Source organism: Mesorhizobium sp. WSM3224 (assembly GCF_000427725.1).
Classification (GTDB): domain Bacteria; phylum Pseudomonadota; class Alphaproteobacteria; order Rhizobiales; family Rhizobiaceae; genus Mesorhizobium.
The window spans coordinates 342912-369448 of the sequence record NZ_ATYO01000002.1 but is presented as its reverse complement, the minus strand read 5'-3'; the positions used below and the strand labels follow the sequence as shown (position 1 = coordinate 369448).

Sequence of the window (26537 nt, the reverse complement as noted above, 5' to 3'; positions counted from 1 at the left end):
AGCCGGGCTGGAGACCCGAGCTTACTTGGCCGCGCGCTCCAGGATCGACGTGGCGTCGGCCTGCGCGTTCGCCTGCGCATCCTTGGCCGAGACCTGGCCATACTGCAACGCTTCGAGCGTCTGCTGCAGGGATTCCGAGAACTCCTGGCCGCCGGGCACGACCGGGAAGGGCCGCGCATCGGCAAGCACGGAGACATAGCCGGACAGGAATTCGGAGCCCAGCTTGTCCTTGTGCGCCTCGATGTCGGAGTTCCGTGACGGCAGGATGCCCATCGACATCAATATGTCGGACATGGCCGAGGCGCCGTTCTTGCCCGATTTCGGGCTGTTCAGCCAGGCGAGGAACTCCCAGGCCGCCTTCTGCTCTGCCTCGCCTGCCTTGGCGTTGACGACGGTCATCCAGGAATAGGAGATCGAATGCGGCTTGTCGCCGCTCGGACCTACCGGGATCGGTGCGGTGGCGACGTTTGCGAACTTGTCGCCCATGCCGGACTTCAGCGCGCTTTCCCACCAATTGGCCATGATGATCATGCCGGTCTTGCCGGAGACGAAATTGTCGAGGAACGGACCGGTGGTGTTGGCGTCGGCCGTCGCCATCGCCGGATTGCTCGCGCCGGACTTTATCAAGTCTTCGTAGAGCGCGAAGGTTTCGCCGGCCTGGGGACTGTCCAGCGCCGGCTTGCCATCCTTGACCAGGTTGCCACCATTGGAGACGAGCAGCGAGGCGAAGGGATGGACCACCCCCGCCGCCCACGAGTTGATCATGCCGAAGCCCTGCTGGCCCTTGTCCTTGTTGGTCAGCTTGGCGGCGGCTTCCTTGAATTCGGCCCATGTTTTCGGAGGCGCGGCGATGCCTGCCTCCTTGAACAGTTCCTTGTTGTAGTTCAGCGCGTAGACGTCGATCTCGTTCGGGATGCCATAGAGCGTGCCGCCGACCGACGCGGCGCTGACGACGCCGGCCGGCCAGGCGCTTTTCACCTCGGCAGCCACCGGTTCGGGGGCAGGGGCGACGAGCTTGTCCCTTGCCAGTTCCGGCAGCCACAAATCGTAGATGCCGCCGATCGTCGGACCGTCGGAGGAGCCGCCTTGCGACCGCAACGTGGTCAGCAGATCGCCGAAGGGAACGGCGCGAACGGTGATGGCGACATCCGGATTGGCCTTGGCAAAATCCTTGGCCGCCGCTTCGAGCAGCGCGACCGTTTCCGGCGACCAATGTGTCAGATAGGAAATGTTGACCGATTGCGCCCAGCCAGTCGCGGGGAGGACGATGAGCCCCGCGGCGAGAGCGAGCTTCGAAATCCAGGCAAGCGACATCCGCATCCTCCACATAGCCGTACGAGAGCAAATGACGTTATGACAAGTTTGGGCTAAGGCGCAAGCCCTTGCACGCGAACGTTTTGATTACGCTTGTGGATCAAAAATCCCCGGCAATACCGACAGCACTAAATCATTCATATAAATCAGATGGTTATGACGTCTCCTCCCGTCTGACTTCCGATCGACTGTCGGCAGTCAGCATCTTCATAGCTCTTGCGGATGGCATCATGTCGTTATAATGACTTTGCAGAAAAGCAGACAACTGCCTCCGGCCTGTTGCCGCGCGAGCCTCAAAACCGAAAATGGGAGAACTGGTAATGAGCATGTTTTCAATTCATCGGCGCGCCGCGCTCGGTCTGATCGGCGGTATCGCGGCGGCCTGTGCCGGCGTCGTCACGACACTGCCGGCCCGCGCCGACTCGACGGTGACGCTGTGGAGCTGGCGCACCGAGGACGAAGCCGCCATGCACCGCATCTTCGAGGCCTTCGAGAAGAAGAACCCTGATATCAAGGTCGACATCCAGTTCACGCCGGATGCCGATTACCAGAACCGCCTGAGCACGGCGCTGCGTGGCGGCCGCGGGCCCGATATCGCGCAGCTCAAGGCCTATGGCGAATTGCAGCCTTTCATCGAGGGCGGCTATCTCGATGCGCTCGACGACAGCGTGGCGGAATTGAAGAACATGCCGGACGCAGCCCTTGGCGGCGCGCGCGGCCGCGCCGACGGCAAGATCTACGGCGTGCCCTATTCGGTGCCGATGATGGGCGTCTTCTACAACGAGGACATTTTTGCAGCCCAGGGCATTGAGATCCCGAAGACCTACAAGGACTTCATCGCCGCCTGCGAGAAGCTCAAGGCGGCCGGCATCACGCCGATCGCCAATGGCGGCGCCAACGGTTCGGCCTGGGAGCTGGAGATCGGCGTCGGCGTTATCGGCCCGACGCTTTATGGCCCCGGTTTCTATGACGAGATGATGAGCGGCAAGGCGAGTTTCGAGGATCCGCGCTATGTCGCAGCGCTGAAGCGTTTCGCCGAGCTCAAGCCATACTATTCCGACGGGTTTGCCGGCATCGACTACACCACCGCGACGCAGCAATTCATCGGCGGCAAGGCTGCAATGTTCTTCGGTGGTTCGTTCGAGAACGGCAGCTTCAAATCGCAGAACCCGAACCTGAAATTCTCGATCTTCCCGTTCCCGGCCGACGACGCCTCGACCAAGCTCTACGCCTCGGCCTTCTCCGACGGCTCCTACGGCCTGGTCTCGGAAAGCCAGAACAAGGAAGCAGCGACCAAGGTATTGAACTACATGGCCTCGGCCGAATTCGCCCAGGCCTTCGCCGACGAGCTCGGCTGGCCGCCGGCCCGCACCGACGTCACCGTCAAGGACCCGGTGCTTGCCAAGATGATGGAGATGTCGAAAAACTCGACGCCCTACCTGACACTCGTCGGCTTCCGCTGGCAGACGCCGACCGCGTCGTCGGTGCTGCAATCCGAGATCATCGACATGGTCGAAGGCAATGTCGCGCCGGAGAAGCTGGCGGCCGACATGCAGGCGGCCGTCGCCACCTGGTTCAAGCCAAAGCAGTAAGAAGTGCCGGCCGCTCCAATCAATGAGACGGGCATGATGTCGTCCGAAAACCGCTTCACACCTTTCGGCATCATGCCCCAGTCGCCCGGCGCTTTACCTCGATAGAATGCAGCGCATGACCAAGCTCCGCCGCACGACCAGCCTCCAGCGCACGCAGCAGCGCATGGCGGTGCTGTTCATCCTGCCGGCTTTGGCCGTCTACGGGCTGTTCGTGCTCTATCCGCTGCTGTTGTCGCTGTGGGGCAGCTTCTTCACCTGGAAGGGGCTGCGCATGCAGGAGTTCGCGGGACTGGCGAACTTCTCGCGGCTGTTCGTGTTCCCGAGCGGCGCGCGGCTCTATGGGGCGCTTTGGCACAACGTGGCGTGGTTCTTCGGTATCATGGTGCTGCAGAACGGTCTCGGCCTTTTGTTCGCCTGGCTGCTTTTCCTGCGCAGCAGGGGCGCCGCCTTCTTCCAGTCGGTGTTCTTCTTCCCGGCGGTGCTCAGCCCCGTCATCGTCGGTGCGCTCTGGCGGCTGCTGCTGGCGCCGGGCGGCATCGTCGAATGGACGCTGAACGGCCTCGGCCTGCATCAAGGCAGCCTGACCGTGCTCGGCAACAGCCACACTGCGCTTGGCATGCTGATCGCCGTCGACGCCTGGAACTGGATGGGCCTGCCGGTCCTGATCTACACGGCGGGCCTGAGGCAGATCTCGCCGCAAGTGTTCGAGGCGGCGAAACTCGACGGCGCCGGCAATGCGCGCATGCTTTATTCCGTCGCGCTGCCGCTGTTGATGCCGGCGCTCGGCACGCTGACGACGCTCTCCTTCATCAACACCTTCAACCAGTTCGACATCGTCTATGTGATGCAGGGCGTGCAGGGCAATCCGAGCTATTCCACCGATACGCTGGTGACCTATTTCTACCGGCTGGCCTTCGGCGCCGAGGGTGCGGTCGGCATCACCGACATCGGGCTGGCGCTGGCGCTCGGCACCATGCTGTTCCTCATCCTCAGCTTCGGTACGCTTCTGATGCTGCGCTTCTTCGACAAGCGGACGGTCGAGCTATGAGCGCCCCGTCTCTTCATAGAAGACTGGCCCTCCAGCAAGGATTGGCTATTCCGCAGCAACTGGCGCGGCTGCCCGGCTGGGCCATCCTGGTACTTTGGACAGCGGCGGTGCTGTTGCCGCTCTACATCCTCGTCGTCTCCTGCTTCAAGACGACGGCGGAAATCTACGACAATCGGCTCGGCCTGCCGCAAAGCTTTGCCTTCGACAATTTCGTGCGCGCCTGGACACGCGCCGATCTCGGCCAGAATTTCATCAACAGCCTGATCGTCACCGGCGGCGCGGTGATCCTCACCATCGTCGTCTCGGCGATGGCCGCCTATCCGCTCAGCCGCTACAGGCTTGGCTGGAACGGCATCATGCTTGGCCTCTTTCTCTCCGGCATCATGCTGCCGATCCGGCTCGCCTCGGTGGAACTGTTCACGCTGATGCGCAGTCTCGGCCTGCTCGATTCGCTCACCGGGCTGATCCTGGTCTATTCCGCGATCCGCATTCCGTTCGCCGTCTTCATCTTCGCCAATTTCATGCGCGTGCTGCCCTCCGAGCTCGACGAGGCAGCACGCATGGACGGCGCCGGCGAGGCGCGCATCCTGTTCCAGATCGTGCTGCCGATGGTGAAGCCGGCAGTGTCGATCGTCGCCATCTTCACGGCGATCGCAGTGTGGAACGATTTCTTCTTCCCGCTGATCTTCATCTTCGACGACCGCTACAAGACGGTGCCGTTGGCGATCAGCGTGTTCGTCGGGCAGTTCCGCACCGATTGGGGCCTGGTGTTCGCTTCGCTGGCGATCTCCATGGCGCCGATCCTGATCATGTATTGTTTGCTGGCGCGCCAGATTCGCGAGGGCGTCGGCGCCGGGGGAGGCATGAAATGATCGAGGACAAGGTCTATGCCGCGCGCTCGATCCTGGTCGTTGGGGCGCATGCCTTCGACGCCGAGGTCATCGCCGGCCCGCTGGCCGCGGCGGCCGCCAAGGGCGGCGCGGAGGTCACCTTCCTGCATCTGTCGATGGGCGAGCAGGGCCATCCCCGCCTGATCCCGGAACACTATTCCTCTCAGAAGGAGGACGAGGCGGCGAAGGCGGCGGCGCGGCTGGGTGTGACGATGCGCAACATGAAGCTGCGCGACGCGTTCCTGCCCAACGACAACGCGACCGCCTTGCAGGTCTGCGACCTCATCCGCGAGGTGCAGCCGGAGGTCGTCATCACGCACTGGCATGGCAGCTGGCACAAGGACCATCGCGCGGCGGCGCACCTCACCCAGAACGGCATCTTCTTTGCCGCCCTGCCGACGCTGAAACGCGCTCATCCCGCGTATCCGCCGCAACTGCTGCTTTTCGGCGAGAACTGGGAGGACGACGAAGGCTTTCGCCCCGAGCATCTCGTAGACGTCAGTGCCGGTTTCGACGCCTGGCACGAGGCGGTGATGGAGTATGAGCTGGCGCGGGGCTTAAGCAGCTTTCCCTATGTCGACTACTACAGCGCGCTCTATAGGCTGCGCGGCTGCCTGCGCGGCACCCGCCATGCGCAGGCCTTTGCGGCGGCCTCGCACTCCTGGAATGCCGGCAGCGGGCTGTTCGCGCCGCCCGCCGATCGGGGGCGCGGCACATGAGGCGGGTTCTGGCCATCGATCTCGGCGGCACCAACCTGCGCGCCGCCGTCCATACGGGCGATATCGGCGCCCTTGCGACGCAAGTTCGCGAGCCGGCGCCGGAAAGCCTCGACGCTTTCGTCGCCCGCGTCCGCGCGCTTGCGGCTGCAGGCGAAGCCAAAGCGCTCGGGCTTGCGGTGCCGGGTCTGGTCGAAGGCTCAATCTGCCGCTGGATTCCGAACCTGCCCTGGCTCGACGGCGTCGACGTCGCGGCGCTCTTTCCCGACATCGGCGTCGCAGTCGGCAACGATGCGCAGATCGCGCTGCTGGCGGAAGCCGCTGAGGGCGCGGCCAAGGGCATCTCCGACGCGATCCTGCTTGCGATCGGCACCGGCATCGGTTCGGCGGTGCTGGCCAATGGCCGCATCGTCGCCGGCTCGCACGGCGGCGCCTGCTCCTTCGGTTGGGCTTGCGCCGACATCGAAGACCAGGGCGAGGAGCGCAACGGCTGGCTGGAGCGTGTCGCATCCGGCCGTGCACTGGACGCCATTGCCAGACAGATCGGACTGGCCGACAGCCGCCAGCTGCTCGCAGCCGCCAAGGCAGGCCAGCTTGCCGCACAGACCCTGCTCGAGGTGCCGGCGCGCCAGCTCGGCACGGCGCTCGCCGGCGCCGTCGGATTGCTCGATCCAGGCGTCATCCTGATCTCCGGCGGCCTGGCGGATGCGCTGGATGTGATTGCGCCGCCATTGCTTGCGGCGCTTCGGCATCAATTGCCGCCGCATCTGCGCGGCATCGAAGTCAAGCCCGGACTGTTCGGCTCCCGCGCCGGCCTGGTTGGTGCTGCGCTTGCGGGGCAGGTGGGAAGCGGGTGGAGGCAGATCCGATGAGCGAAGCAAGCTTTCAGCAGCCGGACCGCAGGCGGCCGGAGCCGCTCTGGTATCAGGTCGAGGAGGCGATCCGCGCCATCGTCAAGAGCGGCGAATGGGCAACCGGCGACCAGATCCCTGCCGAGGACCGGCTCTGCGCGCTGTTCGGCGTCAGCCGCATCACGCTGCGCCACGCGCTGCGCAACCTGGAGGAAAGCGGGCTGCTCAGGCGCGAGCACGGCCGGGGTACTTTCGTGCGCTCGACCACGCTGGTCGCCGGCACGCGCGAGCTCACCTCCTTCACCCAGGAGATGGGCAATATCGGCGTGGTGGCAGGTTCGCGCCTGCTCGACTGCAGCCTGACGACGGCCAATGCGGCCGCCGCCGGCGCGCTGGAAATCGAGGAGGGCGATCCGGTGGTGCGGATCAGGCGGCTGAGGCTCGGCAACAACGAGCCGATCGGCATCCAGACGGCGCAACTGGCGGCCGAGCGCGTGCCTGGCTTCCTCGATGCCGGCCTGCTCAAGGGCTCGCTCTACGAGGCGCTGGAGCGCCAGTACGGCATCGTGCCGGTCGAGGCGCGCGAGAATTATCGCGTCGGCGCCGTCAGCGCCGCCGATGCCGAGCTGCTCGGCCTGCCCGCGGGCAGTCCCGCCTTCGTCGTCGAGCGCATCACCATCGACGAGCGCGGCCCGTTCGAGTTCACCGTCTCCGTCATGCGCGGCGACCGCTACGAAATCCGCTCGACGCTGCGCGCCGGCCGTCTCCCAAACACCAGAAGCTGACACATAAACAGGAGTACAAAAGTGTCCGATCTCTACATCCCTCGTCTCGTCGCCCTCATCGAGCAGGCCTCGAAGGCCAATTCGGAAGCCTTCGGCGAGGCTGCGAGCCGTTTCGCCGACACGCTGCAAAATGGCGGACTGGTGCATCTCTACGGCTCGGGCCACTCGGTGCTGCCGGCGCAGGAGATGTTCCCGCGCTACGGCAGCTTTGTCGGCTTCAATCCGCTGACCGATCCGCGCGTGATGTGGCACAACGTGCTCGGCGCCGGCGGCGTGCGCGAGCTTTTGTGGCTGGAACGGACGGAAAAATACGCCGAAAAGTTTCTGGATCATCAGCCGCTGAACAAGGGCGATTCCATCATCATCTTCGGCCATAGCGGCCGCAATTCCTCCGGCATCGACACCGCGCTCTATGCCAAGAAGCGCGGCATCTTCGTCGTTGCCGTCACCAGCAAGAATAATCTCGACAAGCCGGCCACGCACTCCTCGGGCAAACGGCTGGCGGACGCCGCCGACCTCGTCATCGACACCTGCTCGCCGATCGAGGACGCCGTGGTGCCGATCGAAGGCTGGAGCCGGCCAGTGTCGGGCTCGTCGACGGTGCTGGCGATGATCATGGCGCACGAGCTCTTGGCGCGCACGGCCGAGCAATTGTCGAAGCGCGGCATCGAGCTGCCGGTCTTTGCGTCGCCTACCATTGCGGGCGTCACGCTGCACGACACCGACGTCATCTACGGCGTTTACCGCGAGCGCATGATCGAGGCGCAGAAGAAGCACCTGCCGACCTTCCAGGCGACGATGCGCGGAGAATGATTAGGCAGCTGGAGGCGCGTCCGGCGCCTTCCATGGGCCGTTCAAAGCCGGCGCTACCTGTCGGCGGAATGCATGGGCGGCTCGTCATTCTCATCAGGATTGGGGATCGGCTCCTCGTCAGGCAGCCGATCCGGGTCCGGCTCGCGCACCGGTCTCGGTTCCGGGATGGGCGGCGGCGTGGGCACCGGCGTTGGAGACGGGTCCGGATTGGGGAGAATGGCCATCGCGTTTTCCTTCGCTCGGTGCCTTGGCAAGCTCTGCTGCGATCCCAACAAGCGGGATGTCCTGCCCGACCTGAAATGACGGAGTTGGCCGCCGCATCCAGACGCCTCGTCGCGAGCGATCGGCGGCGCAAGCTGGCAGAACGGTCGCGCTCGCGGATGGTTCCAACTCGATCGCACCGCGCGATGGCGACAAGTAACGATCAAATGATTCCCCACGCCTGTTTCGGCTCTTGCCGGCGTCGGTCGGCGCCTTAGTTCCCGTTGAGGACGGGGGCCATCTGCCGACACAGGAGACGGCCGTGAAGCACCAAACTCTCGATCAAATCAACGCCGTTGCCGACGTTCAACCCGAAGCACCGGCTCTCATCGCCAATCGCGGTCAGCGCCTCGAGCGCTGGGCGCAACTTCTCGAACACAGTCCGAGCCGCCTCACGGCGCTCGCGGGCACCGAATATGCCCCACCCGACGTGCGTGAAAGAATGCGCGCCGACGGGTCGGCGATCACCGTCGCTTTCGAGGATCCGATCTTTCGCGCGCAAGGCTTGCGGAACGACACTTACGGCGAAGCCAAGCGCTTCTTCGAAATGAGCGACTGGCAGCTGCATGAGGTCGTCTGCCATTGCCATGTCGGTGCCAACATGCCGTCGCGCTGGGCGGCGTCGCGCGTGCGCGCGGCGATCTCGCCGGGCGCAGGCATTCTTGCCTGGCTGAGAGCGGTGTTCATGCATTAGCGATGAACACGATGTGCGCGATCGCGCCGGTTCAAGACGCTGATGGGAGCGACGGAGATTTGGGATTCTCCGCGCTCCCTCCTTCAGCTTTCGCAGCCACCAGGCGCGGTCCGTCCGGTCATGCTGTCGTCTGGATGATCAGCGTCAGCGTGCCGTCACCGTCGATATTCGCGGCAACGACCTGACTGGAGTTGAGGCCGTTGGCGCGCAGGATCGACGTCGCCTCGGGCGAGGCATCGACCGAGCTCTGCAGCTTTGCCAGCTCCTTGGCGGTCGTCCTGGTGACTATGGCTTCCGCCTGCGCCTTCACTTCCGAAGGCAAGTCCTCCATCGCCACCACGACAATGTTGGTGACGCCCTGGCCGGCATTATCCTGACCGGGTTGCGGCTGATTGGGGATAGGTTCCTGAGCTGGGGGTGGGGCCTGCGGCTGCGGATCGGCGAGTTGAGCAGAGGCGGGCTGCGCCAGAGCCATTGCCGACAGCGTCAGGACCATCGTCAACGTGCGCATCTTCTTTCCTTTCCATCTCGAAATCTGACGACACAACCCCAGGACCGGACGATGGTTCCCGGGCATCCGCCGGTTCGGCAACTTAAACGCCGCGTATGGTCCGGAAGGTGATGGAGTAGCGGTGTCGTTCGACAGGGGGGATGCTGTGTTCCCACTCGTTTCGCGCCGGGCCTGCCATGAGATAGACAGACCCGGGCTCGACTTCGATCGTTTCACGATCCCATGCGGCGCCGTTCTTGCGGCGCAGCCGGAAGCTGCAGGGCGCCAGCAGGGAGACGCCGGCAACCAGCTCGAAATGCGGCTTGTCCCGGTGCCAGCCTATGCCGGCGCCCGGACGATACTCGTTGATCAGCACTTGCGCGAACTGGGCGGCGGGGACGTCGGCGAAATCGGCGACCCTGGCGCGAACCGGCAGCAGGAAGTCGGGTATGGGCGGCGCCTCCACGACCGTGCGGCGTTCGTAATCGTAGCGCGAGCCGAAGCCGACGACCTGCCTGTTGGCAAGATGACCATGAAAATCGAACGGTTTGAAAGGCAGGCTTTGGATATGACCGATCAGCTCGTGCTCTTCGTCACGGGCAATCAAGTCCGGCTGGTAGGAGAAGCCTTCGGGCATGCTTGTCGGCGGCAGGCCTGCGGGCGCATCGAAGAGGTCGCCCTGGAAGGCGCTCGCCGCGGTTCGGCTTTTGGCAGGTGGCATGCGGCTCAGATAGGCAATCGGAGCCCTGGGGCAAGGCCGGTGCATGTCGCGGCCGTCAGCACCTCACCCTTGCCGCGCCTCATGTGGCCCCGTGCTGCCGGAAGTACCCTTCGGCGGTGTGGAGGTTGCGCTACGATTCCGAGGTGGCTCAGAAGCTCGAAGCCTATCTCGTCACGGGATCATCAACGCGTGCCCGATGCATCGATGCGCGCCACCAAGTCGGCAATCGCCAGGCTGGAGGTCAGGCCGGGGCTTTCGATGCCGAACAGGTTGATCAGGCCGTCGATGCCGTGCGTCGCGGCATCCTGGATCACGAAATCGCTGTTGGCATAGCCCGGGCCAGAGAGTTTCGGCCGGATGCCGCTATAGGCGGCCTGCAGGCTGCCATCGGCCAGATCAGGCCAGTATTTGCGGATCGCGGCATAGAACCGTTCGCCGCGCGCCGGATCGACGCGATAGTCGATTGTGTCCGTCCACTCGACGTCCGGGCCGAAACGGGCTGTGCCGGCAAGGTCGAGGGTAAGATGGACGCCGAGCCCGCCAGGCTCGGGCACAGGATAGACAAGATGCGAGAAGGGCGCGCGCCCGGCAACCGAGAAATAATTGCCCTTGGCGTAGCGAAGCGTCGGCAGGAATTGCCGGCCGAACCCTTCGAGCGAGCCCGCCAAGGCGACAGCGCCGAGGCCGGCCGCGTTGATCAGGCGCGATGCGGCGATCTCGAACTGCTCGCCGCTCGCCAAATCTGTCGTCCGCAGCACGATCCTGCCTGCCTCGACGCGGCCCGAGACGATGCGGGTGTTGAGCGACAGCATCGCGCCGCTCCGCTCGGCATCGCCGAGCAGGGCAAGCATCAGCGCGTGGCTGTCGACAATGCCGGTCGAGGGCGAGAGCAGCGCCGCGGTGCAATGCAGTGCCGGTTCCAACGCCTTGGCCTCCATGGCGGAGAGGAAGCGCAGGTCCCCGACGCCGCAGTCCGCGGCGTTGGCGCGAATTGTGGCCAGCAGCGGCTCCTGTGTCTCATCGGTCGCGACGATCAGCTTGCCGCAGCGGCGGTGCGGGATCGAACGGTCGGCGCAGTAGCGGTAGAGCAAGTCGCGTCCGGCCACGCACAGCCGGGCCTTCAGCGAGCCTTGCGGGTAATGGATGCCGGCGTGGATGACCTCCGAATTGCGCGAGCTGGTCTCGGTGCCGATGGCGTCGGCCGCTTCGAGGATCAGCGTATCGAGACCCTGCGCGGCAAGATCGCGCGCAATCGCCAGACCGATCACGCCGGCGCCCGCGATGATGCAATCGACTTGTTCCATGCTCAATCCGGCTGTTGCACATCATTGGCCGCGACGGCCGAGGCTTGTTGGCGCTATCGATCTCGATGTTGCGGCTCTTGCGGTCAGCCTGCCCGATGAGGCATCAAGCGCCATAATGCAAGGCGGAATTGCGCGACTCCTCAACGAGCGGTCCTCTTTCGTCTTGGACGCCTGCAGACAGGAGCCCGTGATGGACGCCAGACCGAATTCCCCCGAAGCCCGCGATATCCGCTACCACCTGCATGGCTACACCAACGCCCGCAAGCATCAGGAAACCGGTCCGCTAGTCATCGAAAAGGGCGACGGCGTCTATGTCGAGGACATCGCCGGCAATCGCTATATCGAAGCGATGGCGGGCTTGTGGAGCGTTGCTGTCGGCTTCTCGGAAAAGCGATTGGTCGAAGCGGCTACGAGGCAGATGTCGAAGTTGCCCTTCTATCATGACTTCGGCTCGAAGGCGCATTCGCCGCTGATCGACCTGGCCGAGAAGCTGGTGCAGATGGCGCCGGTGCCGATGAGCAAGGCCTATTTCACCAATTCCGGTTCCGAGGCCAACGATACCGCGATCAAGATGATCTGGTATCGCTCGAACGCGCTCGGCCAGCCGGCGCGCAAGAAGATCATCAGCCGCAAGCGCGGCTATCATGGCGTCACCATCGCCTCGGCAAGCCTGACCGGCCTGCCCAACAATCATCTTTCCTTCGACCTGCCGATCGCCAACATCCTGCACACCTCGACGCCGCATCACTGGCGCGACGCGGAGCCCGGCGAGAGCGAGGAGCAGTTCTCCACCCGGCTCGCCGACGACCTGGAGAAGCTGATCCTTGCCGAGGGACCTGAGACGATCGCCGCCTTCATAGGCGAGCCGATCATGGGCGCCGGCGGCGTCATCGTTCCGCCCGCCGGCTATTGGGAAAGGATCCAGGCGGTGCTGTCGAAATACGACATCCTGCTTGTGGCCGACGAGGTGATTTGCGGTTTTGGCCGTACCGGCGAGATGTTCGGCTCGCAGACCTTCGGCATGAAGCCCGACATCATGGTGCTGTCGAAGCAGATCTCCTCGTCCTACCTGCCGATCTCAGCGCTGCTGATCAACGACAAGGTGTTCGAGCCGATCGCCGACGAGAGCAATCGCATCGGGACTTTCGGCCACGGCTTCACGGGCGGCGGTCATCCGGTCGCCGCGGCCGTCGCGCTGGAGAACATCAAGCTGATCGAGGAGCGCGACCTTGTCGGCAATGCAAGCAAGGTCGGCGCGCATCTGCAGGCAAGGCTGCGCCAACTCGCTCCGCATCCGCTGGTCGGCGAAGTGCGTGGCGTCGGTCTCATCGCGGCGGTCGAGCTCATCGCCGACAAGGCAAGCAAGGCGCCTTGGGGCAAGCCGGCAGCGCTCGGCGCGCTGGTCAACGGCTTGCTGCAGCAGAATGGCGTGATCTCGCGCAACATGGGCGATGCCATCGCCTTCTGTCCGCCGCTGATCATCACCGAGGCGCAGGTCGATGCGCTGGTCGATGCGTTCGAGCGGTCGCTCGCCGCCGCCCTGCCGCAGGTTCACCCGCAGGGCTGAGAGCTTCGTCAGGCGTTCGGCGCATGGAAGGGCCGTCGCTCATCTCTTGGCAGTGCCATGCCGCGGTTGATGCAGGCGTCAAGCGCCTGCCGAGCATCCATAAACAGTTCGATCCATGGAAAAATTGTTCGGTGAGAAGCCCTCCAGGGGCGGATCGTTCCTTCTAAGGCGGGCCAGAGTCTATAAAAATTATAGACATTGGACGCCCGGCGTCGACATACCGAGAAAGTGCCACAGCATGCCCAATCCAACCGTTGTCGGTTTCTCCGGAAATTTCACCCGGCCGTCGAAGACGCGCGGCTTTGTCGAGCATGTCGTCAGGGATATCGCGGTCCGCAACAATCTGTCCGCGAGCACCTATGACATCGAGGACGTCGGAGCCTCGCTCGGCGGCGCCAGATGGGCGCGCGATCTCGATCAGCAGGGCCGCGATGTTCTCGACAAGGTTGTCAACGCCGATGTGCTGGTGGTCGGGTCGCCGACCTACAAGGGCAGCTATACCGGGCTGTTCAAGCATTTCTTCGATCTGCTCGATCCGTCGGCGCTAAGGGGCAAGCCGGTGCTGCTGCTTGCCACCGGCGGTGGCGAACGCCATGCGCTGATCGTCGAGCATCAACTGCGACCGCTGTTCGGCTTCTTCGAGGCGCTTGCCTTGCCGACGGCGGTCTATGCGACGGACAAGGATTTCGCCGACGGCGTTCTGGTGTCCGAGGCGATCCGCAAACGCGCCGCGCAGGCCGTCGATGAAGCGGGCTATGCGCTCCTGCGCCGCACCGGCGGTCAACGGGTCGCGGCGGAATAGCCAGCGCGCTTGCGACATTTCGATCGCGAAGCCAGCGCAGGATCCTGTGCACAAGCCACCTGGACGGATGTTCAACCTATCGCCCTGGTCGGTCGAGCCATCTCAGGCTCATGTTCACCGAAAGCCGCATCCTAGTCGCAGCGTTGCGTTTCCTCATGGAACAGGGCGTCCCGGCCATGCCGATGCATGACGGGATCATGGTGCCCGGGCTCCAAGGAGCAGGAGGCGAGACGCGCGATGGAGCGGGCAGCGGTTGTGATTGTTAGAGCGGTGCTGCCTGTAACCCGGAAACTGGTCGTCTAGCTTTACACGTCTGGAACCATGATTTGTCCACGGACCGACAGCGTGTCGAAGTCGTCCGTATTTCGAAATGTGTTCTCCTCTGGCTCATACTCGAAGCGAGAATGGACGCGCCCGTCTAATTGGATTAGCTCCAAGCGGTTGCGCACGACACGCCAGGCATGCTCGTTCTGATTATTGCCCTCCACGATCAGGCCACCTTCTTGAAATCGCATCCGCTTAGATCGGTCGGGCGGCTTGAAGAACAGGCGGTAAGGTCGTGCGATCAACAGGGAGCTGATGTCGCCTGCTACCGCCGGTTCCTGGTCCCTGTGAGGAACCATCGTCTTCTTTATTCGATTGCAAGCCGGTCCTAGTGCGGCCACTAGGTTGCCGTCGCCACGGCTGTCATCGTAGTCGGCAGTTGTCACCCCGAGAAGATCGGTGGGGAAATGGAGTGCCCTCTGCGAGCGGGGTTTTATTATGAAGCACTTTTCCCTCCCGATCCGGCCTACAAATAGGCCCAACTCAAACAGCACGTTGTCCCGCACCGCGTCGCGTTGCACCCCGTTCTTGACCAAGGTGTCATCGCCCCTGAAAATAAATGCGGCGGCGTCAAAGCGGGCAAGGGCTTCATAAAGAGCTTCGATACTGGTCTTGCTCAGTTCGAAAACACCCTGGGACCAAACCGTCACTTCGAGATCGTGTTCAAGGTTCTCTTGTGCTGCGTAGGCTGCGTCTAATCCTTCGACTGACGAGCCGATAAATAATCGTTTCTTCACTGGTTGCTCCCCCTCCAGTTCACAATTTCCCGAATCAGTGTGACACAAACCTGCGCCGAGGATAACGCGTATGGATATTTCTAATCTGTTCATCTGGCGACTCCCGGCTGAAAGTATGCCGCCTTGAGCCTCGTGTTACGTTTTAGCGACCTCGCCAGGATACGGCCCAACAGTTGGCGTCAATTGTCGCGTCCACTGAATAGGCGTCTTGAACCTGTGATTGCTTTGTCTCTGCAAAGCTGAGAGCCTAGTGCTCCGTTCTGCCGGAGGGATTGGGGATTGGACGAATGAGGCTAGGGCTAGCTTCGACTAGCGCCGTGATAGTGCTCCAGATATTGGCGTTCGGACCGGCCTTCGCTGAAACCGTGGACGTGACGTATCGTGGGCCGGTAGACCTCGCCAAGTTCGATCGCACGGGGAGCTAGACAGCAGCGTGGTCAAGCGCGTGTGCTACAACGCCGACCACTCCTATATGCTCGTCCGCCTCAAGCAGACTTGGTATCACTACTGCGAGATTGTCCAGGGCACGGTGTCCGCGCTGGTGGCCGCAGAGTCCAAGGGCAGGTTCTACGATTCGAGGATCAAGGTTTCGGGAGCCGGTGGCAAATTTGGATGCCGAGATAGGGTCGGTGCCGCAATTCTAGCAGGGGGGCAGGCTTGAGCAGACTTCGTAGGGTGCTCCGGTGGCTGATTGGCCGGCCGATGCTCGTTTGGATTGGGCTCGTGTTGCCGATCCTGCTGCTGGTAGTGACCGCTCGCTTCTTCCATTCTGACGTTGCGGTGCGGTCTGCTGGCTTGGCACTTCAGCTATTTGGCTTTTTGGCAGCCTACTGCGGCCTATCAGGGGTGGTGAACGAGCTGGTAGACAGAGGTCCAGTCGCGACCATCTTTGGTTGGATTGCTGTTTGGTGGGGAGAACGCCCCTTCTCGCGACGAATTGTTGCGCTCTCCACCACGGGCATCACCACTTCGGCGGTTACGTTCGGTGCGGTCAAGGTATCAAGCCAAATGAGCCCCGACGCCACGCTGGAAATGCGAATGGACCACGCCGAGCGAGGCATAGAGGCCCTCCGCGATGACCACGGTCGGCTAAAGGAAAAGTTAGAGCAGGGGCTTAGCGATCTTGGTAGAAGGGTTGATGACGAGGGCCGCCAACGAGTTGCTGGAGATGCGGGACTCACGAAACGCGTTCAGGCGGCGTTTGTCGAAGGTATTGGCTGGGATGTTTTAGGCATATGGTTCTTCGTTTTGAGCAGCTTTGTAGGTAGTTTCTCAAAGGAGATAGACTGGGTTCTTGGGGCGAGTTAGGGCTTCCCGTGTGCAATCTCTACAACATCACCACCAGCCAGGACGCCATCCGCGAATGGACCCGCGCCATGCGGGACATCATGGGGAACCTTGAACCGTCGCTCGATGTCTATCCCAACTTGCCAGGGCCAGTTGTGCGCAACGCGCCTGATGGCCAGCGCGAGCTTGCCCGACTGTTGTGGGGCATGCCGACCCCGGCAGAGCGGGTGAAGGCTAAGGCGGACTACGGCACCACCAACATCCGCAACCCGCAATACGGCCATTGGCAGCAATACGTCGGCGTCGAGAACCGCTGCGTGGTGCCCGTGACGAGCTTCGCGGAACCGAGCCCCAAGCCGAACGATAAGGACCCTGAGACGGGCATTCAGCGGAACTACTGGTTTGCCCGAAGCGAGGACGGCCTGCTGTTCTTCTTCGCCGGCTTCTGGACGCGCTGGCAAGGTGTCCGCAGGGTCAAGGACGGGCCGGGAGACTTTGAGCTTTACGGCTTCCTGACAACCAAGCCGAACGCGCTCATTGCGCCAATCCATGAGAAGGCAATGCCGGTGATCTTGACCACCAGGGATGAGGTGGAGACCTGGCTCACCGCCCCGTGGTCGGAAGCGCGGCACATGCAGCGGACAGCGCCGGACGATGCCCTGGTGATTGTTGAGAAGCCGGCCACACAGATCAAATTTCCGCAACAGGCTCCGGCGCAAGGATCGCTGTTCTAGATGTGGGGCGGTCTTCGAATTCTGTTCGAGTTTGCGCCGTGGCTTACGCTGGCCATTCTGCTTACTATTTTGGTCGTAGGGGTCGTCCGTCGCATACGCTCCTAGCCGTCACGCCAGACGGGGCGTTTCCGAACTTCTATCTTGACCAAGCGGCGCACCTTAATCCGCTCGCGCTCGGCGGCGACAGGCACGATGACATCGCATTCAATGTTGTCGTTTCGACCGCACCGTTCGCATTTCATCGCGCCGCTGAGGCGGTTCATATCGACATCGCCAAAGAGCTTCATGAGATCGCCGGGATCGTAATAGCGCCGGCCGTACCGATCATGACAATAGCCGCAATCGACCCATATCAACTGTCCGTTCTGGACGGCGGAACTAAGGAACCAGATGATTGTGCGGCGCTTGGGTGGCTGCTCGGGCATAGCGATGAAATAGGAACCTATTCCTCGCCAAGTCAATTCGACCTTGACAATTTTGTTCCCATTTTGTTCACTGATGGCATGGACCACTAGAGAGCCGATGAAATGGACCACATTGTCAGGCTCGACAGCCACCAAGAGGCTGCGTTGCAAGCCACAGCCGACAAATTCATTGCCCTTCACAAAGGCGATCCCGTGAAGGCGCTCAAGGAAATGATCGTGCTCAATGGACACCTTCAACAGCGGCTCGATGCGCTGTCCGGATCACGGCAACGCCAATGACACTTCGCTTGAACATCCCCGGAGCGACCGAAGCGGAAATGCGACGCGGTATCGAAGCGGCTGAAAAGGTTTTTGCAACTGCCGGCGTTTCGGCTGAGCAAGCAGCGTATGGAATGTTCGCCTTGGAGGGGTGGGACGACGCCAGCTTTCCCGATGACGGCGAGCCGACCGAAGACGATGACAACGCCGCTGCGATTTGGATGGAAGCCAACAAAGCCGCCATCAATGCTTGCTGTGCCGATTGGCCGGCAGATCAGGTGCCGCCGTATCTAATGCTTGAGTTGGTCGATTGAAGCAATCGCCATGGCGATATCAGCCGCGCCGATCTGGCAATCATGCTTAGGCTGGCCGCAATCAGACTGCGAAACGTTGGTGGCGTCGATCTAGAGTCGCGTACCGAAGCGATACGCAATGGCTTTGACGCCGATCACTACGGTACTGGTTAGTAGAAAGGTTAGTCGGTCACTAACCGAAATTCGCCAAACCTCAAGCTTCCCAAGGCATTTTAGGGCTTGACTGGCGGAGAGAGCGGGATTCGAACCCGCGTTACGGTTTCCCGTAAACACACTTTCCAGGCGTGCGCCTTCAACCACTCGGCCACCTCTCCGTCGTTAACATCTCGCGCGGTTGGTTTCGCCGCGCGGGTTGGGGAGATGCTCCCATGGGAAGTCTTCAACGGACATCTGGGGTGCCTTCAACCGGAGGGCAACCCTTCCCTGCGCCGCCAGCCGTCCAGGCAAACAGGCGCGGGGCTCATCTAGTCGATCCGAAAGCGAATGCCAAGCCATATTGGCATTGCGGCGGCTTTTGTCGCGGATGGCGCAAAGGCGGGCTCGGGAGGGGCCGGCGCGTTCGAATGATGTGCACAGCCCGGTCGCCCCCGCCGGCCATGCTTGACTTCGGCTCCGGCCGGCTGTCGACTGCCGCAAATCTTTGGTTTTCATGCAATCCCGGTTGGAACGGTTGCGAGCTTCCCTGGAATTGCTTGGGCGAGGGGCATCGTCCTGGCATGACATCGATCGATCAGCAACCCGCGGGGCGTCCGGACAGCGGGCTTTCCTTCATCCCGGTGGCGTGGCTCGTCATCGTCATGGGCCTGTCGGCCTATGGCCTGATCTCGAGCTGGCGGCTGATCGGCGACTTCAGCCTGCCGGATAACGTCTTCTTCCTGATCTATGGCGGCCTTACCGGCGGCGTCATCACGATCCTGTGGGGGCTGTACCTGCTTGGCCTCGCGTTCAACCGCTCGGCCCGCTTCCCGCGCCATTACACGATCTGGCAGATCGCCATCATCATCTGGCTCGTCGTGCGCGAGGCCTATGTATTGCTTGTGCCCGACTTCGTCTTCTCGGTCGAGGCGCTGGGCTTCACCGTCGCCGAGATCGCCATCGGCCTGCTCTGCATCTACTTGCTGCGCCGCGGCGCGGGCGCCGAGACGGTCTACGCCAATCCGGAAACCGGACGGCCGCCGGTCTTCGTCTCGATCCTTGCCGCGCTGCTCGGCATCATCCTCGGCGGCGTGATCGGGGCCGGCCTCGGATTCTTCGCCGGCTCGTTGATCGCGGACGCCACCCATATGAGCTGCTTCGAGGGCGCCTGCGGATTTTTCGCGGCTTTTGTCGGCCTGGGAGGCCTGGTCGCCGGCGCGATCGCCGGCGGCATTTTCGCCATCTGGCGGGTCAACCGGCGCAGGCCGGCGCCGGCTCGCTAATTTCAAGCCCGTTAATTTCAGGGGGGCCGCGATTGCGCGGGAACCAAGCACGCTCTATGTCGATTGCGGGGTAGACGGGAGCTTTCCCGGGGAGAGCGTCGATGTTGCGTTTCATCTTTCGGCTGGCGGCCATGGTTGCGCTGTCGATTTCCGTCATCATGGCGGTGATCGACACGACACGCTCGGTCGCCGCCTCGTCGCTGGTGATGACGCCGCTCAACGCAAGCTGGCTGGCGGTCTCGCCGGATACCCGTGCTGCCTTCGAGACCTTGGTGCGCGCCAAGGCCAGCCCGCTGGTCTGGGACTGGGCCTTGGCCTGGGTGCTTGCGCAACCCGGTTTTGCGGTGTTCGCGGTGCTTGCCTTCCTGCTCTACGCCATCGGTTATCGGCGCAGGCGCCGCGGCGCGCAATTCGCTCCAAGTCCCTGAAGCCACCGGAAAGCGGTGGCCGGACTGCCGGTAACCGCTTTTTCCAACAGGTCAAAATTCCACGTGAATTTTGTTTCGCGCCGTGCCAGATTGACCGCGAGCGGGAGGGGAAAACACTTCCTGCCTGGCGTCGCAAGCCCGCCGGAGAACCGGGCTGGCAGGCGGTGCATAACGGAAAAATAACCGACAGGGTGTGGATCACATGAAACGTATCGTTCTCGGCCTTCTGGCCGCAACCGCAATGGTTCTTCCGGCTTTCGCCGCGGATGTGCAGCCGGCCATCCTCTATGATCTGGGCGGCAAGTTCGACAAATCCTTCAACGAGGCGGCCTTTCACGGCGCCGAGAAATTCAAGACCGAAACCGGCGTCCCCTATGTCGAGTTCGAGGTTTCCAATGCTTCCCAGCGCGAGCAGGCCCTGCGCCGTTTCGCCGAGGACGGCCACAACCCGATCGTCATGGCCGGTTTCGCCTGGGAGGACGCGCTGAAGAAGGTCGCGGCCGAATATCCCGATCTCAACTTCGCCATCATCGACGATGCCGTCGACCTGCCCAATGTCCGCTCGCTGGTGTTCAAGGAGAATGAAGGCTCCTACCTCGTCGGCATCCTGGCGGCGATGGCGTCGAAGTCGAAGAAGGTCGGCTTCGTCGGCGGCATGGACATCCCGCTGATCCGCAAGTTCGAATGCGGCTATGTCGGCGGCGCCAAGTCGGCCGGCGCGACCGACGTCATCCAGAACATGACCGGCGACACGCCGGCCGCCTGGAACGACCCGGCCAAGGGCGGCGAGATCGCCAAGACGCAGATCGACCAGGGCGCCGATGTGGTCTACGCGGCGGCCGGCGGCACCGGCGTCGGCGTGCTGCAGGCTGCGGCGGATGCCGGCAAGCTCGGCATCGGCGTCGATTCCAACCAGAATGGCCTGCAGCCCGGCAAGGTGCTGACCTCGATGATGAAGCGCGTCGACGTCGCCGTCTACAACACCTTCATGGATGGCAAGAACGGCACCTTCAAGGGCGGCCTCGAGAATCTCGGCCTCAAGGAAGCCGGTGTCGACTATGCCATGGACGACAACAACAAGGCGCTGGTCACCGATGAGATGAAGGCCGCCGTCGAAAAGGCCAAGGCCGACATCATCTCCGGCAAGATCCAGGTGCACGACTACACCACCGACAATGCCTGCCCGTATTGATTGGGCCTGCCCCTATTGATCGGCAGCTGAAGCAAGGTTTGAACCGCCGGGCCAACGCCCGGCGGTTTCGTTTTGGAGAAGGGATGATGCGGCCGACAATCGAAGCCATGGCCGAAGGCGATGTCGAGGTGATCGCGCGGCTTCGGCTGAAGGCCTTCTTTGAAGGCACAGGCCGGACACTCGACGAAGACATCGCCGGGCTGCGCGGGCTGATCGCCGGCGATGGTTTCGAGGCGGCCTTCGTTGCGCGAGACCAGAGCCAGCCTATTGGGAGCTGCCTGCTCGTCCGCACCGAAATCGATTCGCCGCACGATCTCACACCATGGCTGGCCGGGCTGATCGTCGAGGAAGCACATCGCGGCGGCGGTGCCGGCACCGCGCTCGTCAGAACCGTCGAGGCGCATGCCGCGGCGGCCGGTGTCGGCACGCTCTACCTCTATACCTGGCAGGCGCGGGGCTTCTACGAAGCGCTCGGCTGGTCGACAGTCGAGACTTTCGAGCAGGACGGCGGACCGATGCTCCTGATGTCGCGCGACCTATAGCGTGCCGGCGAGATAACCCAGCGCAAAGGCGGCGACCAGGGCAAGCGCAATGACGAAGCCAAGCCTGCCACCAAGCGAATGCAGGCCGACGCCGTAGGGCTTGCGCTCGAGCCGGTGGATCACCACCGGCGGCGGTTCGGTCTCGGGGGCGGCAATGCCGGCGAGGCGTGTCTGCATTTGCGGCAATTCGGCAAGGCGTTGCGTGACCAGCTGCCAGCGATTGCCGCGTCCTTCGGGTGCAGCGAGATCGAGCGCGCGCAAGCGCTCGGCGAGCCGCAGCACCGTGTCGCGAAAGGCCGGATCGATCTCGAGGTCGCGCTCGGCGCGGGCGCGTTCCCTGTCGTTCATCAGGCCAAAGACATAGTCGCCGGCCCTGGCGACACGGTCGCTTTCACTGGACATGGCCGTCTTCTCCCATGCTTCTCACCAGTGCGGCGGCTTGGTCACCGGCACATCGGGGGCGGCCTGCTCCTCCAATTCCAGGAACCGATCGGTCAGGGCAGCAAGCTTGCGCTCCATGCGTTCGATCACCTTCCACTGCTCGGCGATCTGGCCGGACAGCTCCTCGATGGTCTTTTCCTGCTCGGCGGCGCGGATTTCCAGCGTCGTCAGCCGATCGTCAGCCATGGCCATGCAAAATCCGACCCTTGCGAATGTGAAGTTTCCACCCAAGCAGATATTCGTGGGATGCCCACGAAATCTGCTTATGCTCTGTTGGCTCTCGCAGGTTCTGATCGCAAAACCGTGGGACACTTTTGCGGAACCTGCCCCAGGTTCGAAATTGACAAGGGCGCGGGGATTTGTCGAGAGTGAAAGCCAATTGGCACGGGCAGGTCATCATGATAGGCATTTTGACCAAGCGATAAAAAAACTGAGTGGGACAGGCTGCATGGCGCAAGCCGCAATCGAGCTCATAGGCATCGACAAGAGCTTTGGCGCCGTGCGCGCCAACCGCGACATCAACCTGGAAGTCGCGCGCGGCACCATCCATGGCATTGTCGGCGAGAACGGCGCCGGCAAGTCGACGCTGATGTCGATCCTCTACGGATTCTACCAGGCCGACAGCGGCGAAATTCGTGTCGGCGGCAAGCCCGTATCCATCCACACCTCCAACGATGCCATCGCGCTCGGCATCGGCATGGTGCACCAGCACTTCATGCTGGTCGACAATTTCACGGTGCTGGAGAACATCATCCTCGGCGCCGAGAGCGACGCGCTGTTGAAGAAGAGCATCGCCAAGGCGCGCTCGGAACTCGAGCGGCTGGAGCGCGAATACGGCCTCGAGGTCGATCCCGACGCCATCATCGAAGAGCTGCCGGTCGGCCTGCAGCAGCGGGTCGAAATCCTCAAGGCGCTCTATCGCGGCGCCGAGATCCTGATCCTCGACGAGCCGACGGGCGTGTTGACGCCGGCCGAGGCCGACCACCTTTTCCGCATCCTCAAGCAGTTGAAGGAGCAGGGAAAGACGATCGTCCTGATCACGCACAAGCTGCGCGAGATCATGGCGATCACCGACACGGTCTCGGTGATGCGCCAAGGCACGATGGTGGCCACAAGGGTGACGAAGGAAACCACGGTCGGCGAATTGGCCGAGTTGATGGTCGGCAGGCGCGTTCTTCTGCGGGTCGAGAAGGGCGAGTCAGAAGCCGGTGCGATAAAACTCTCGGTCAAGAACCTGACGGTCAAGGATTCCCGCGGCGTCACCATGGTCGACGATGTCTCCTTCGATGTGCGCGGCGGCGAGATCGTCGGCATCGCCGGCGTTGCCGGCAACGGCCAGTCCGAGCTGCTGGAGGCGATCTCCGGCATCAGGCATGCGGTTTCCGGCGAGGTGATGCTCGAAGGCAAGCCGATCGATCTCACCGGCAAGGCCGATCCAGGCGAATTGCGCGATCGCGGGCTCGCCCATGTGCCCGAGGACCGCCACCATGTCGGGCTGGTGCTTGCCTTCGAGGAGAACGAGAATTCGATCCTCGGCTATCATGACGACGAGCGTTACCTGAAGGGGCCGTTCCTCAACGTCGATGCCATCATGGCCGACGCGAAGGACAAGATCGAGAAATACGACATCCGCCCCGGCAATCCGCGTCTCAAGACGGCCAATTTCTCCGGCGGCAATCAGCAGAAGATCGTGCTGGCCAGGGAGATGGAACAGGATCCGGGCGTGCTGATCGTGGGCCAGCCGACGCGCGGCGTCGATGTCGGCGCCATCGAGTTCATCCACAAGCGGCTGATCGCCATGCGCGACCAGGGCAAGGCGGTGCTGGTGGTGTCAGTCGAGCTCGACGAGATCCGCTCGCTTTCCGATCGCATCCTGGTGATGTTCGCCGGCCGTGTCGTCGGCGAGCGCGGCCCGGACGCGACGGAAGGCGAGCTCGGCCTCCTGATGGCCGGCGTCGAGCACCAGGAGGCCGCGCAATGAGCACGCCTTACGCCAAGCTGCCCGCCTGGGCCGACTATGGGTTGATTCCATTGATCAACCTGTCGATCGCCTTCGTCGTCGCCGGTTTTGTCGTCATGCTGGTCGGCGAGAACCCGTTCCGCGCCGCCGTCATCCTGGTCGAGGGCGCCTTCGGCAAGGGCACGGGCATTGCGTTCACCCTGTTCTATGCCACCACCTTCATCTTCACCGGGCTGTCGGTGGCGGTGGCGGCGCATTGCAGCCTGTTCAACATCGGCACCGAGGGCCAGGCCTATATTGGCGGCCTCGGCATCGCGCTCGTCTGCCTGAGCTTCGACAGCGTGCTGCCCTGGTGGGTGATCTTTCCGATCGCGATCGTCGCCGCGGCCGCGTTCGGCGCGCTTTGGGGCCTGATCCCGGCCTATCTGCAGGCCAAGCGCGGCTCGCACATCGTCATCACCACCATCATGTTCAACTTCATCGCCGCCTCGGTGATGGTCTATCTGCTGGTCGGCGCGCTGAAGCCGGCCGGCTCGCAGGCGCCGCAGACGCGCAATTTCCTCGCCGGCGCCGAACTGCCGAAGCTCAACTGGGTCATCGAATTGTTCGGCGCAAAGATCCGCTCGGCGCCGCTCAACATCTGCTTCCTGCTTGCGCTGGTCATGGCGTTCCTGGTCTGGCTTTTGATCTGGCGCACCAGGCTCGGCTATGAAATGCGCACCTACGGCCACAGCCCGAAGGCGGCGCGTTACGCCGGCATTTCGGAAACCCGCATCATCATCACCGCGATGATGATTTCGGGCGCGCTGGCCGGCATGATGGCGCTCAACCCGGTGATGGGCGACCAGCACAATGTCGCGATCGATTTCGTTTCCGGCGCCGGTTATGTCGGCATCGCGGTCGCCCTGATGGGCAGGCTGCATCCGGTCGGCATCGTGCTGGCGGCGATCCTGTTCGGCATGCTCTACCAGGGCGGCGCCGAACTTGCCTTCGAGATGCCGGCGATCAGCCGTGACATGATCGTCATCATCCAGGGGTTGGTCATCCTCTTTGCCGGCGCGCTGGAGCACATGTTCAGGCCTTACATCCAGACGCTTTTCGCCTCTCTCAGCCCGAAGTCGGTCGGCATGCAGACGGTCAAGGGGACGGGGGCCTGAGATGGACAGTTTCAACGCAATCATCCAGGTGCTGGATTCGACCATCCGCCTTTCGGTGCCGCTGCTGCTCGCCTGCCTGGCCGGTCTTTTTTCGGAACGGGCCGGCATCTTCGACATCGGGCTGGAAGGCAAGATGCTTGTCGGCGCCTTTGCCGGCGCTTCCGCGGCCGCCGTCTTCCATTCGGCGCTGATCGGCCTCGGCATGGCGATCCTGATCTCGGTCGCCTTCGCCCTGGTGCATGGCTTCGCCTCCATCACGCATCGCGGCAACCAGATCGTGTCCGGCGTGGCGATCAATTTTATCGCCGCCGGATCGACCATCATCCTCGGCCAGGCCTGGTTCAGCCAAGGCGGGCGCACGCCGGCGCTGCAGCCGGACGAACGCTTCGCGGCGATCATCTGGCCCGGCGCCGATGCGATCAGAGATGTGCCGATCATCGGCCCGATCTATGCCGAGCTGATCTCCGGCCACTCGATCTTGGTCTATTTCGCCTTCGCCATGGTGCCGTTCACCTGGTGGGTGCTGTTTCGCACCCGCTTCGGGCTCAGGATGCGCGCGGTGGGCGAGAACCCGGCTGCCGTCGATACCGCCGGCATCTCCGTCGCCTGGCTGCGTTACCGGGCGCTGATCTGCACCGGCATCCTCACCGGCGTTGCCGGCGCGTATCTCTCCATGGTGCAGAATGGCGGCTTTGTGAAGGACATGACCGCGGGCAAGGGCTATATCGCGCTGGCAGCACTCATCTTCGCCAAATGGAAGCCGGTCAACGCCATGTTCGCCTGCCTTTTGTTCGGCTTCCTCGACGCCGCCGCGATCCGCCTGCAGGGCTCGCCGCTGCCGATCATCGGCAAGGTGCCGGTGCAGTTCATGCAGGCGCTGCCCTATGTGCTGACCGTCATCCTGCTCGCGGGCTTCATCGGCAAGGCCATCCCGCCGCGCGCCGGCGGCGTGCCCTACGTCAAGGAACGCTGAGGCGGTATTTCCGTCCAGCGGCGGCCGGCATTTGAACAAGATCGTGGGAGAGAAGAACCGGATGTCGCATGATCTGTTCGAGGCGGCGAAGACGGCGATGGCCAAGGCCCATGCGCCCTATTCGAAGTTCCCGGTGGGGGCTGCGTTGCGCACCGAGGACGGCCGCATCTTCACCGGCGCCAATATCGAGGTGGCGTCCTATCCGGAAGGCTGGTGCGCCGAGACGACCGCGCTCGGCCACTACATCATGGGCGGTGGCGGCAAGATCGTCGAGATCGCGGTGATTGCCGAACGCATGGCCAAATGCTCGCCTTGCGGCGGCTGCCGGCAGCGACTTGCCGAGTTCTGCCGGCCGGAGACAAAGCTCTATCTATGCGACGAGAGCGGTGTGGCCGAAACCGTGACCATGGGCGACATGCTGCCTTACGGCTTCAGAGGCGACATATTGAAATGAAGAGCGGGCTGAAATGAAGAGCAGGCTGAAATGAAGAGCAGGCTG

General features: G+C 63.0%; 30 protein-coding genes and 1 tRNA gene. 21 read left to right on the top strand and 10 right to left on the bottom strand.

Annotation, left to right across the window (positions count from 1 at the left end; translation table 11 throughout):
- Positions 1–21: 21 nt before the first annotated feature.
- Entirely contained in the window at positions 22–1314 is a 1293-nt protein-coding gene (locus YU3_RS0105430) for an extracellular solute-binding protein (protein ID WP_027165293.1), read from the bottom strand.
- 320 nt (positions 1315–1634) lie between these two features.
- Between YU3_RS0105430 and YU3_RS0105425 the strand changes: the two genes are divergently transcribed.
- The 7 genes from YU3_RS0105425 (at position 1635) to YU3_RS0105395 (ending at position 8009) form a co-directional block, all read left to right on the top strand.
- Positions 1635–2906, top strand: a complete 1272-nt coding sequence (locus tag YU3_RS0105425) for an extracellular solute-binding protein (protein ID WP_027165292.1) — start codon at positions 1635–1637, stop codon at positions 2904–2906.
- Positions 2907–3021: 115 nt separating this feature from the next.
- Positions 3022–3954: a sugar ABC transporter permease gene (locus YU3_RS0105420; RefSeq protein ID WP_027165291.1), complete on the top strand. Its 933-nt coding sequence runs from the start codon at positions 3022–3024 to the stop codon at positions 3952–3954.
- A 41-nt stretch (positions 3955–3995) separates the two neighbouring features.
- Positions 3996–4826, top strand: coding sequence for a carbohydrate ABC transporter permease (locus tag YU3_RS0105415; RefSeq protein WP_245273429.1), 831 nt, complete (start codon positions 3996–3998; stop codon positions 4824–4826).
- The gene (locus tag YU3_RS0105410; RefSeq protein ID WP_027165289.1) at positions 4823–5563 is read left to right on the top strand and encodes a PIG-L family deacetylase; all 741 of its coding nucleotides are present in this window, start codon (positions 4823–4825) and stop codon (positions 5561–5563) included. Before YU3_RS0105415 ends, YU3_RS0105410 begins: the two co-directional genes overlap by 4 nt.
- The gene (locus tag YU3_RS0105405) at positions 5560–6432 is read left to right on the top strand and encodes an ROK family protein (protein WP_027165288.1); all 873 of its coding nucleotides are present in this window, start codon (positions 5560–5562) and stop codon (positions 6430–6432) included. The genes YU3_RS0105410 and YU3_RS0105405 overlap by 4 nt, the downstream gene beginning before the upstream one ends.
- The gene (locus YU3_RS0105400) at positions 6429–7196 is read left to right on the top strand and encodes a GntR family transcriptional regulator (protein ID WP_036257909.1); all 768 of its coding nucleotides are present in this window, start codon (positions 6429–6431) and stop codon (positions 7194–7196) included. Before YU3_RS0105405 ends, YU3_RS0105400 begins: the two co-directional genes overlap by 4 nt.
- Positions 7197–7217: 21 nt before the next feature.
- The gene (locus YU3_RS0105395) at positions 7218–8009 is read left to right on the top strand and encodes an SIS domain-containing protein (RefSeq protein WP_027165286.1); all 792 of its coding nucleotides are present in this window, start codon (positions 7218–7220) and stop codon (positions 8007–8009) included.
- 53 nt (positions 8010–8062) lie between these two features.
- On the opposite strand, the gene YU3_RS41165 is transcribed toward YU3_RS0105395, so the two are convergent.
- Positions 8063–8233: a hypothetical protein gene (locus tag YU3_RS41165; protein ID WP_198021634.1), complete on the bottom strand. Its 171-nt coding sequence runs from the start codon at positions 8231–8233 to the stop codon at positions 8063–8065.
- A gap of 299 nt (positions 8234–8532) precedes the next feature.
- Here YU3_RS41165 and YU3_RS0105385 point away from each other — a divergent pair, with 299 nt between their 5' ends.
- Positions 8533–8964, top strand: coding sequence for a hypothetical protein (locus YU3_RS0105385; RefSeq protein ID WP_027165285.1), 432 nt, complete (start codon positions 8533–8535; stop codon positions 8962–8964).
- 118 nt (positions 8965–9082) lie between these two features.
- Here YU3_RS0105385 and YU3_RS0105380 read toward each other — a convergent pair whose 3' ends face one another.
- From YU3_RS0105380 to YU3_RS0105370, 3 genes are all read right to left on the bottom strand, one after another.
- Entirely contained in the window at positions 9083–9475 is a 393-nt protein-coding gene (locus tag YU3_RS0105380) for a hypothetical protein (RefSeq protein ID WP_027165284.1), read from the bottom strand.
- 82 nt (positions 9476–9557) lie between these two features.
- On the bottom strand, positions 9558–10091 hold the full coding sequence (locus YU3_RS0105375) for an alpha-ketoglutarate-dependent dioxygenase AlkB (RefSeq protein WP_245273428.1): 534 nt from the start codon (positions 10089–10091) through the stop codon (positions 9558–9560).
- Between the two features lie 266 nt (positions 10092–10357).
- Entirely contained in the window at positions 10358–11479 is a 1122-nt protein-coding gene (locus YU3_RS0105370) for an NAD(P)/FAD-dependent oxidoreductase (RefSeq protein ID WP_027165282.1), read from the bottom strand.
- 190 nt (positions 11480–11669) lie between these two features.
- Between YU3_RS0105370 and YU3_RS0105365 the strand changes: the two genes are divergently transcribed.
- The gene (locus YU3_RS0105365) at positions 11670–13046 is read left to right on the top strand and encodes an aspartate aminotransferase family protein (protein WP_027165281.1); all 1377 of its coding nucleotides are present in this window, start codon (positions 11670–11672) and stop codon (positions 13044–13046) included.
- Positions 13047–13284: 238 nt separating this feature from the next.
- Complete coding sequence (gene msuE, locus YU3_RS0105360) at positions 13285–13848, top strand: FMN reductase (protein ID WP_027165280.1); 564 nt, start codon at positions 13285–13287, stop codon at positions 13846–13848.
- A 305-nt stretch (positions 13849–14153) separates the two neighbouring features.
- On the opposite strand, the gene YU3_RS38575 is transcribed toward msuE, so the two are convergent.
- Entirely contained in the window at positions 14154–15002 is an 849-nt protein-coding gene (locus YU3_RS38575; protein ID WP_084507918.1) for a nucleotide-binding protein, read from the bottom strand.
- Positions 15003–15632: 630 nt separating this feature from the next.
- Between YU3_RS38575 and YU3_RS0105340 the strand changes: the two genes are divergently transcribed.
- Both YU3_RS0105340 and YU3_RS0105335 read left to right on the top strand, forming a co-directional pair.
- The gene (locus YU3_RS0105340; RefSeq protein WP_156913357.1) at positions 15633–16217 is read left to right on the top strand and encodes a hypothetical protein; all 585 of its coding nucleotides are present in this window, start codon (positions 15633–15635) and stop codon (positions 16215–16217) included.
- An 8-nt stretch (positions 16218–16225) separates the two neighbouring features.
- Entirely contained in the window at positions 16226–16930 is a 705-nt protein-coding gene (locus tag YU3_RS0105335) for an SOS response-associated peptidase (protein ID WP_027165277.1), read from the top strand.
- Between the two features lie 101 nt (positions 16931–17031).
- On the opposite strand, the gene YU3_RS40395 is transcribed toward YU3_RS0105335, so the two are convergent.
- Positions 17032–17592, bottom strand: coding sequence for a hypothetical protein (locus YU3_RS40395; RefSeq protein ID WP_051333850.1), 561 nt, complete (start codon positions 17590–17592; stop codon positions 17032–17034).
- Between the two features lie 38 nt (positions 17593–17630).
- Here YU3_RS40395 and YU3_RS0105325 point away from each other — a divergent pair, with 38 nt between their 5' ends.
- The gene (locus tag YU3_RS0105325; RefSeq protein WP_027165275.1) at positions 17631–17927 is read left to right on the top strand and encodes a hypothetical protein; all 297 of its coding nucleotides are present in this window, start codon (positions 17631–17633) and stop codon (positions 17925–17927) included.
- A gap of 224 nt (positions 17928–18151) precedes the next feature.
- Here YU3_RS0105325 and YU3_RS0105320 read toward each other — a convergent pair.
- Positions 18152–18241: transfer RNA gene (locus YU3_RS0105320), tRNA-Ser, on the bottom strand.
- 402 nt (positions 18242–18643) lie between these two features.
- On the opposite strand from YU3_RS0105320, the gene YU3_RS36030 reads away from it, so the two are divergent.
- From YU3_RS36030 to YU3_RS0105300, 4 genes are all read left to right on the top strand, one after another.
- Entirely contained in the window at positions 18644–19345 is a 702-nt protein-coding gene (locus YU3_RS36030; protein ID WP_036257907.1) for a hypothetical protein, read from the top strand.
- A gap of 101 nt (positions 19346–19446) precedes the next feature.
- Positions 19447–19773, top strand: a complete 327-nt coding sequence (locus YU3_RS0105310) for a resistance to Congo red protein (protein ID WP_027165274.1) — start codon at positions 19447–19449, stop codon at positions 19771–19773.
- Between the two features lie 202 nt (positions 19774–19975).
- Positions 19976–20965, top strand: coding sequence for a BMP family ABC transporter substrate-binding protein (locus YU3_RS0105305; RefSeq protein ID WP_027165273.1), 990 nt, complete (start codon positions 19976–19978; stop codon positions 20963–20965).
- An 83-nt stretch (positions 20966–21048) separates the two neighbouring features.
- Entirely contained in the window at positions 21049–21507 is a 459-nt protein-coding gene (locus YU3_RS0105300; RefSeq protein ID WP_245273427.1) for a GNAT family N-acetyltransferase, read from the top strand.
- Here YU3_RS0105300 and YU3_RS0105295 read toward each other — a convergent pair.
- Both YU3_RS0105295 and YU3_RS0105290 read right to left on the bottom strand, forming a co-directional pair.
- Positions 21502–21909: a hypothetical protein gene (locus YU3_RS0105295; RefSeq protein ID WP_027165271.1), complete on the bottom strand. Its 408-nt coding sequence runs from the start codon at positions 21907–21909 to the stop codon at positions 21502–21504. The genes YU3_RS0105300 and YU3_RS0105295 overlap by 6 nt on opposite strands.
- Positions 21910–21930: 21 nt before the next feature.
- Entirely contained in the window at positions 21931–22140 is a 210-nt protein-coding gene (locus YU3_RS0105290) for a SlyX family protein (RefSeq protein WP_027165270.1), read from the bottom strand.
- A gap of 256 nt (positions 22141–22396) precedes the next feature.
- Between YU3_RS0105290 and YU3_RS0105285 the strand changes: the two genes are divergently transcribed.
- The 4 genes from YU3_RS0105285 (at position 22397) to cdd (ending at position 26492) form a co-directional block, all read left to right on the top strand.
- Positions 22397–23929: an ABC transporter ATP-binding protein gene (locus tag YU3_RS0105285; protein ID WP_027165269.1), complete on the top strand. Its 1533-nt coding sequence runs from the start codon at positions 22397–22399 to the stop codon at positions 23927–23929.
- Complete coding sequence (locus YU3_RS0105280; RefSeq protein ID WP_027165268.1) at positions 23926–25065, top strand: ABC transporter permease; 1140 nt, start codon at positions 23926–23928, stop codon at positions 25063–25065. The genes YU3_RS0105285 and YU3_RS0105280 overlap by 4 nt, the downstream gene beginning before the upstream one ends.
- Before the next feature lies 1 nt (position 25066).
- Entirely contained in the window at positions 25067–26038 is a 972-nt protein-coding gene (locus tag YU3_RS0105275; RefSeq protein ID WP_027165267.1) for an ABC transporter permease, read from the top strand.
- Positions 26039–26099: 61 nt separating this feature from the next.
- The gene (gene cdd, locus YU3_RS0105270; protein WP_027165266.1) at positions 26100–26492 is read left to right on the top strand and encodes a cytidine deaminase; all 393 of its coding nucleotides are present in this window, start codon (positions 26100–26102) and stop codon (positions 26490–26492) included.
- Positions 26493–26537: the final 45 nt, after the last annotated feature.

What these genes read in the sequence shown, in the direction of transcription:
- YU3_RS0105275 (WP_027165267.1), top strand. Translation starts at nt 25,067, where the DNA reads ATGGACAGTTTCAACGCAATCATCCAGGTGCTGGATTCGACCATCCGC.
- YU3_RS0105370 (WP_027165282.1), bottom strand. Translation starts at nt 11,479, where the DNA reads ATGGAACAAGTCGATTGCATCATCGCGGGCGCCGGCGTGATCGGTCTG.
- cdd (WP_027165266.1), top strand. Translation starts at nt 26,100, where the DNA reads ATGTCGCATGATCTGTTCGAGGCGGCGAAGACGGCGATGGCCAAGGCC.
- YU3_RS0105380 (WP_027165284.1), bottom strand. Translation starts at nt 9,475, where the DNA reads ATGCGCACGTTGACGATGGTCCTGACGCTGTCGGCAATGGCTCTGGCG.
- YU3_RS0105425 (WP_027165292.1), top strand. Translation starts at nt 1,635, where the DNA reads ATGAGCATGTTTTCAATTCATCGGCGCGCCGCGCTCGGTCTGATCGGC.
- YU3_RS0105325 (WP_027165275.1), top strand. Translation starts at nt 17,631, where the DNA reads ATGACACTTCGCTTGAACATCCCCGGAGCGACCGAAGCGGAAATGCGA.
- YU3_RS0105405 (WP_027165288.1), top strand. Translation starts at nt 5,560, where the DNA reads ATGAGGCGGGTTCTGGCCATCGATCTCGGCGGCACCAACCTGCGCGCC.
- YU3_RS38575 (WP_084507918.1), bottom strand. Translation starts at nt 15,002, where the DNA reads ATGAACAGATTAGAAATATCCATACGCGTTATCCTCGGCGCAGGTTTG.
- YU3_RS0105365 (WP_027165281.1), top strand. Translation starts at nt 11,670, where the DNA reads ATGGACGCCAGACCGAATTCCCCCGAAGCCCGCGATATCCGCTACCAC.
- YU3_RS0105430 (WP_027165293.1), bottom strand. Translation starts at nt 1,314, where the DNA reads ATGTCGCTTGCCTGGATTTCGAAGCTCGCTCTCGCCGCGGGGCTCATC.
- YU3_RS41165 (WP_198021634.1), bottom strand. Translation starts at nt 8,233, where the DNA reads ATGGCCATTCTCCCCAATCCGGACCCGTCTCCAACGCCGGTGCCCACG.
- YU3_RS0105420 (WP_027165291.1), top strand. Translation starts at nt 3,022, where the DNA reads ATGACCAAGCTCCGCCGCACGACCAGCCTCCAGCGCACGCAGCAGCGC.
- YU3_RS0105375 (WP_245273428.1), bottom strand. Translation starts at nt 10,091, where the DNA reads ATGCCCGAAGGCTTCTCCTACCAGCCGGACTTGATTGCCCGTGACGAA.
- YU3_RS0105310 (WP_027165274.1), top strand. Translation starts at nt 19,447, where the DNA reads ATGTTGCGTTTCATCTTTCGGCTGGCGGCCATGGTTGCGCTGTCGATT.
- YU3_RS36030 (WP_036257907.1), top strand. Translation starts at nt 18,644, where the DNA reads ATGACATCGATCGATCAGCAACCCGCGGGGCGTCCGGACAGCGGGCTT.
- YU3_RS0105410 (WP_027165289.1), top strand. Translation starts at nt 4,823, where the DNA reads ATGATCGAGGACAAGGTCTATGCCGCGCGCTCGATCCTGGTCGTTGGG.
- YU3_RS0105400 (WP_036257909.1), top strand. Translation starts at nt 6,429, where the DNA reads ATGAGCGAAGCAAGCTTTCAGCAGCCGGACCGCAGGCGGCCGGAGCCG.
- YU3_RS0105295 (WP_027165271.1), bottom strand. Translation starts at nt 21,909, where the DNA reads ATGTCCAGTGAAAGCGACCGTGTCGCCAGGGCCGGCGACTATGTCTTT.
- YU3_RS0105305 (WP_027165273.1), top strand. Translation starts at nt 19,976, where the DNA reads ATGAAACGTATCGTTCTCGGCCTTCTGGCCGCAACCGCAATGGTTCTT.
- YU3_RS0105290 (WP_027165270.1), bottom strand. Translation starts at nt 22,140, where the DNA reads ATGGCCATGGCTGACGATCGGCTGACGACGCTGGAAATCCGCGCCGCC.
- YU3_RS0105280 (WP_027165268.1), top strand. Translation starts at nt 23,926, where the DNA reads ATGAGCACGCCTTACGCCAAGCTGCCCGCCTGGGCCGACTATGGGTTG.
- YU3_RS0105285 (WP_027165269.1), top strand. Translation starts at nt 22,397, where the DNA reads ATGGCGCAAGCCGCAATCGAGCTCATAGGCATCGACAAGAGCTTTGGC.
- YU3_RS0105300 (WP_245273427.1), top strand. Translation starts at nt 21,049, where the DNA reads ATGATGCGGCCGACAATCGAAGCCATGGCCGAAGGCGATGTCGAGGTG.
- msuE (WP_027165280.1), top strand. Translation starts at nt 13,285, where the DNA reads ATGCCCAATCCAACCGTTGTCGGTTTCTCCGGAAATTTCACCCGGCCG.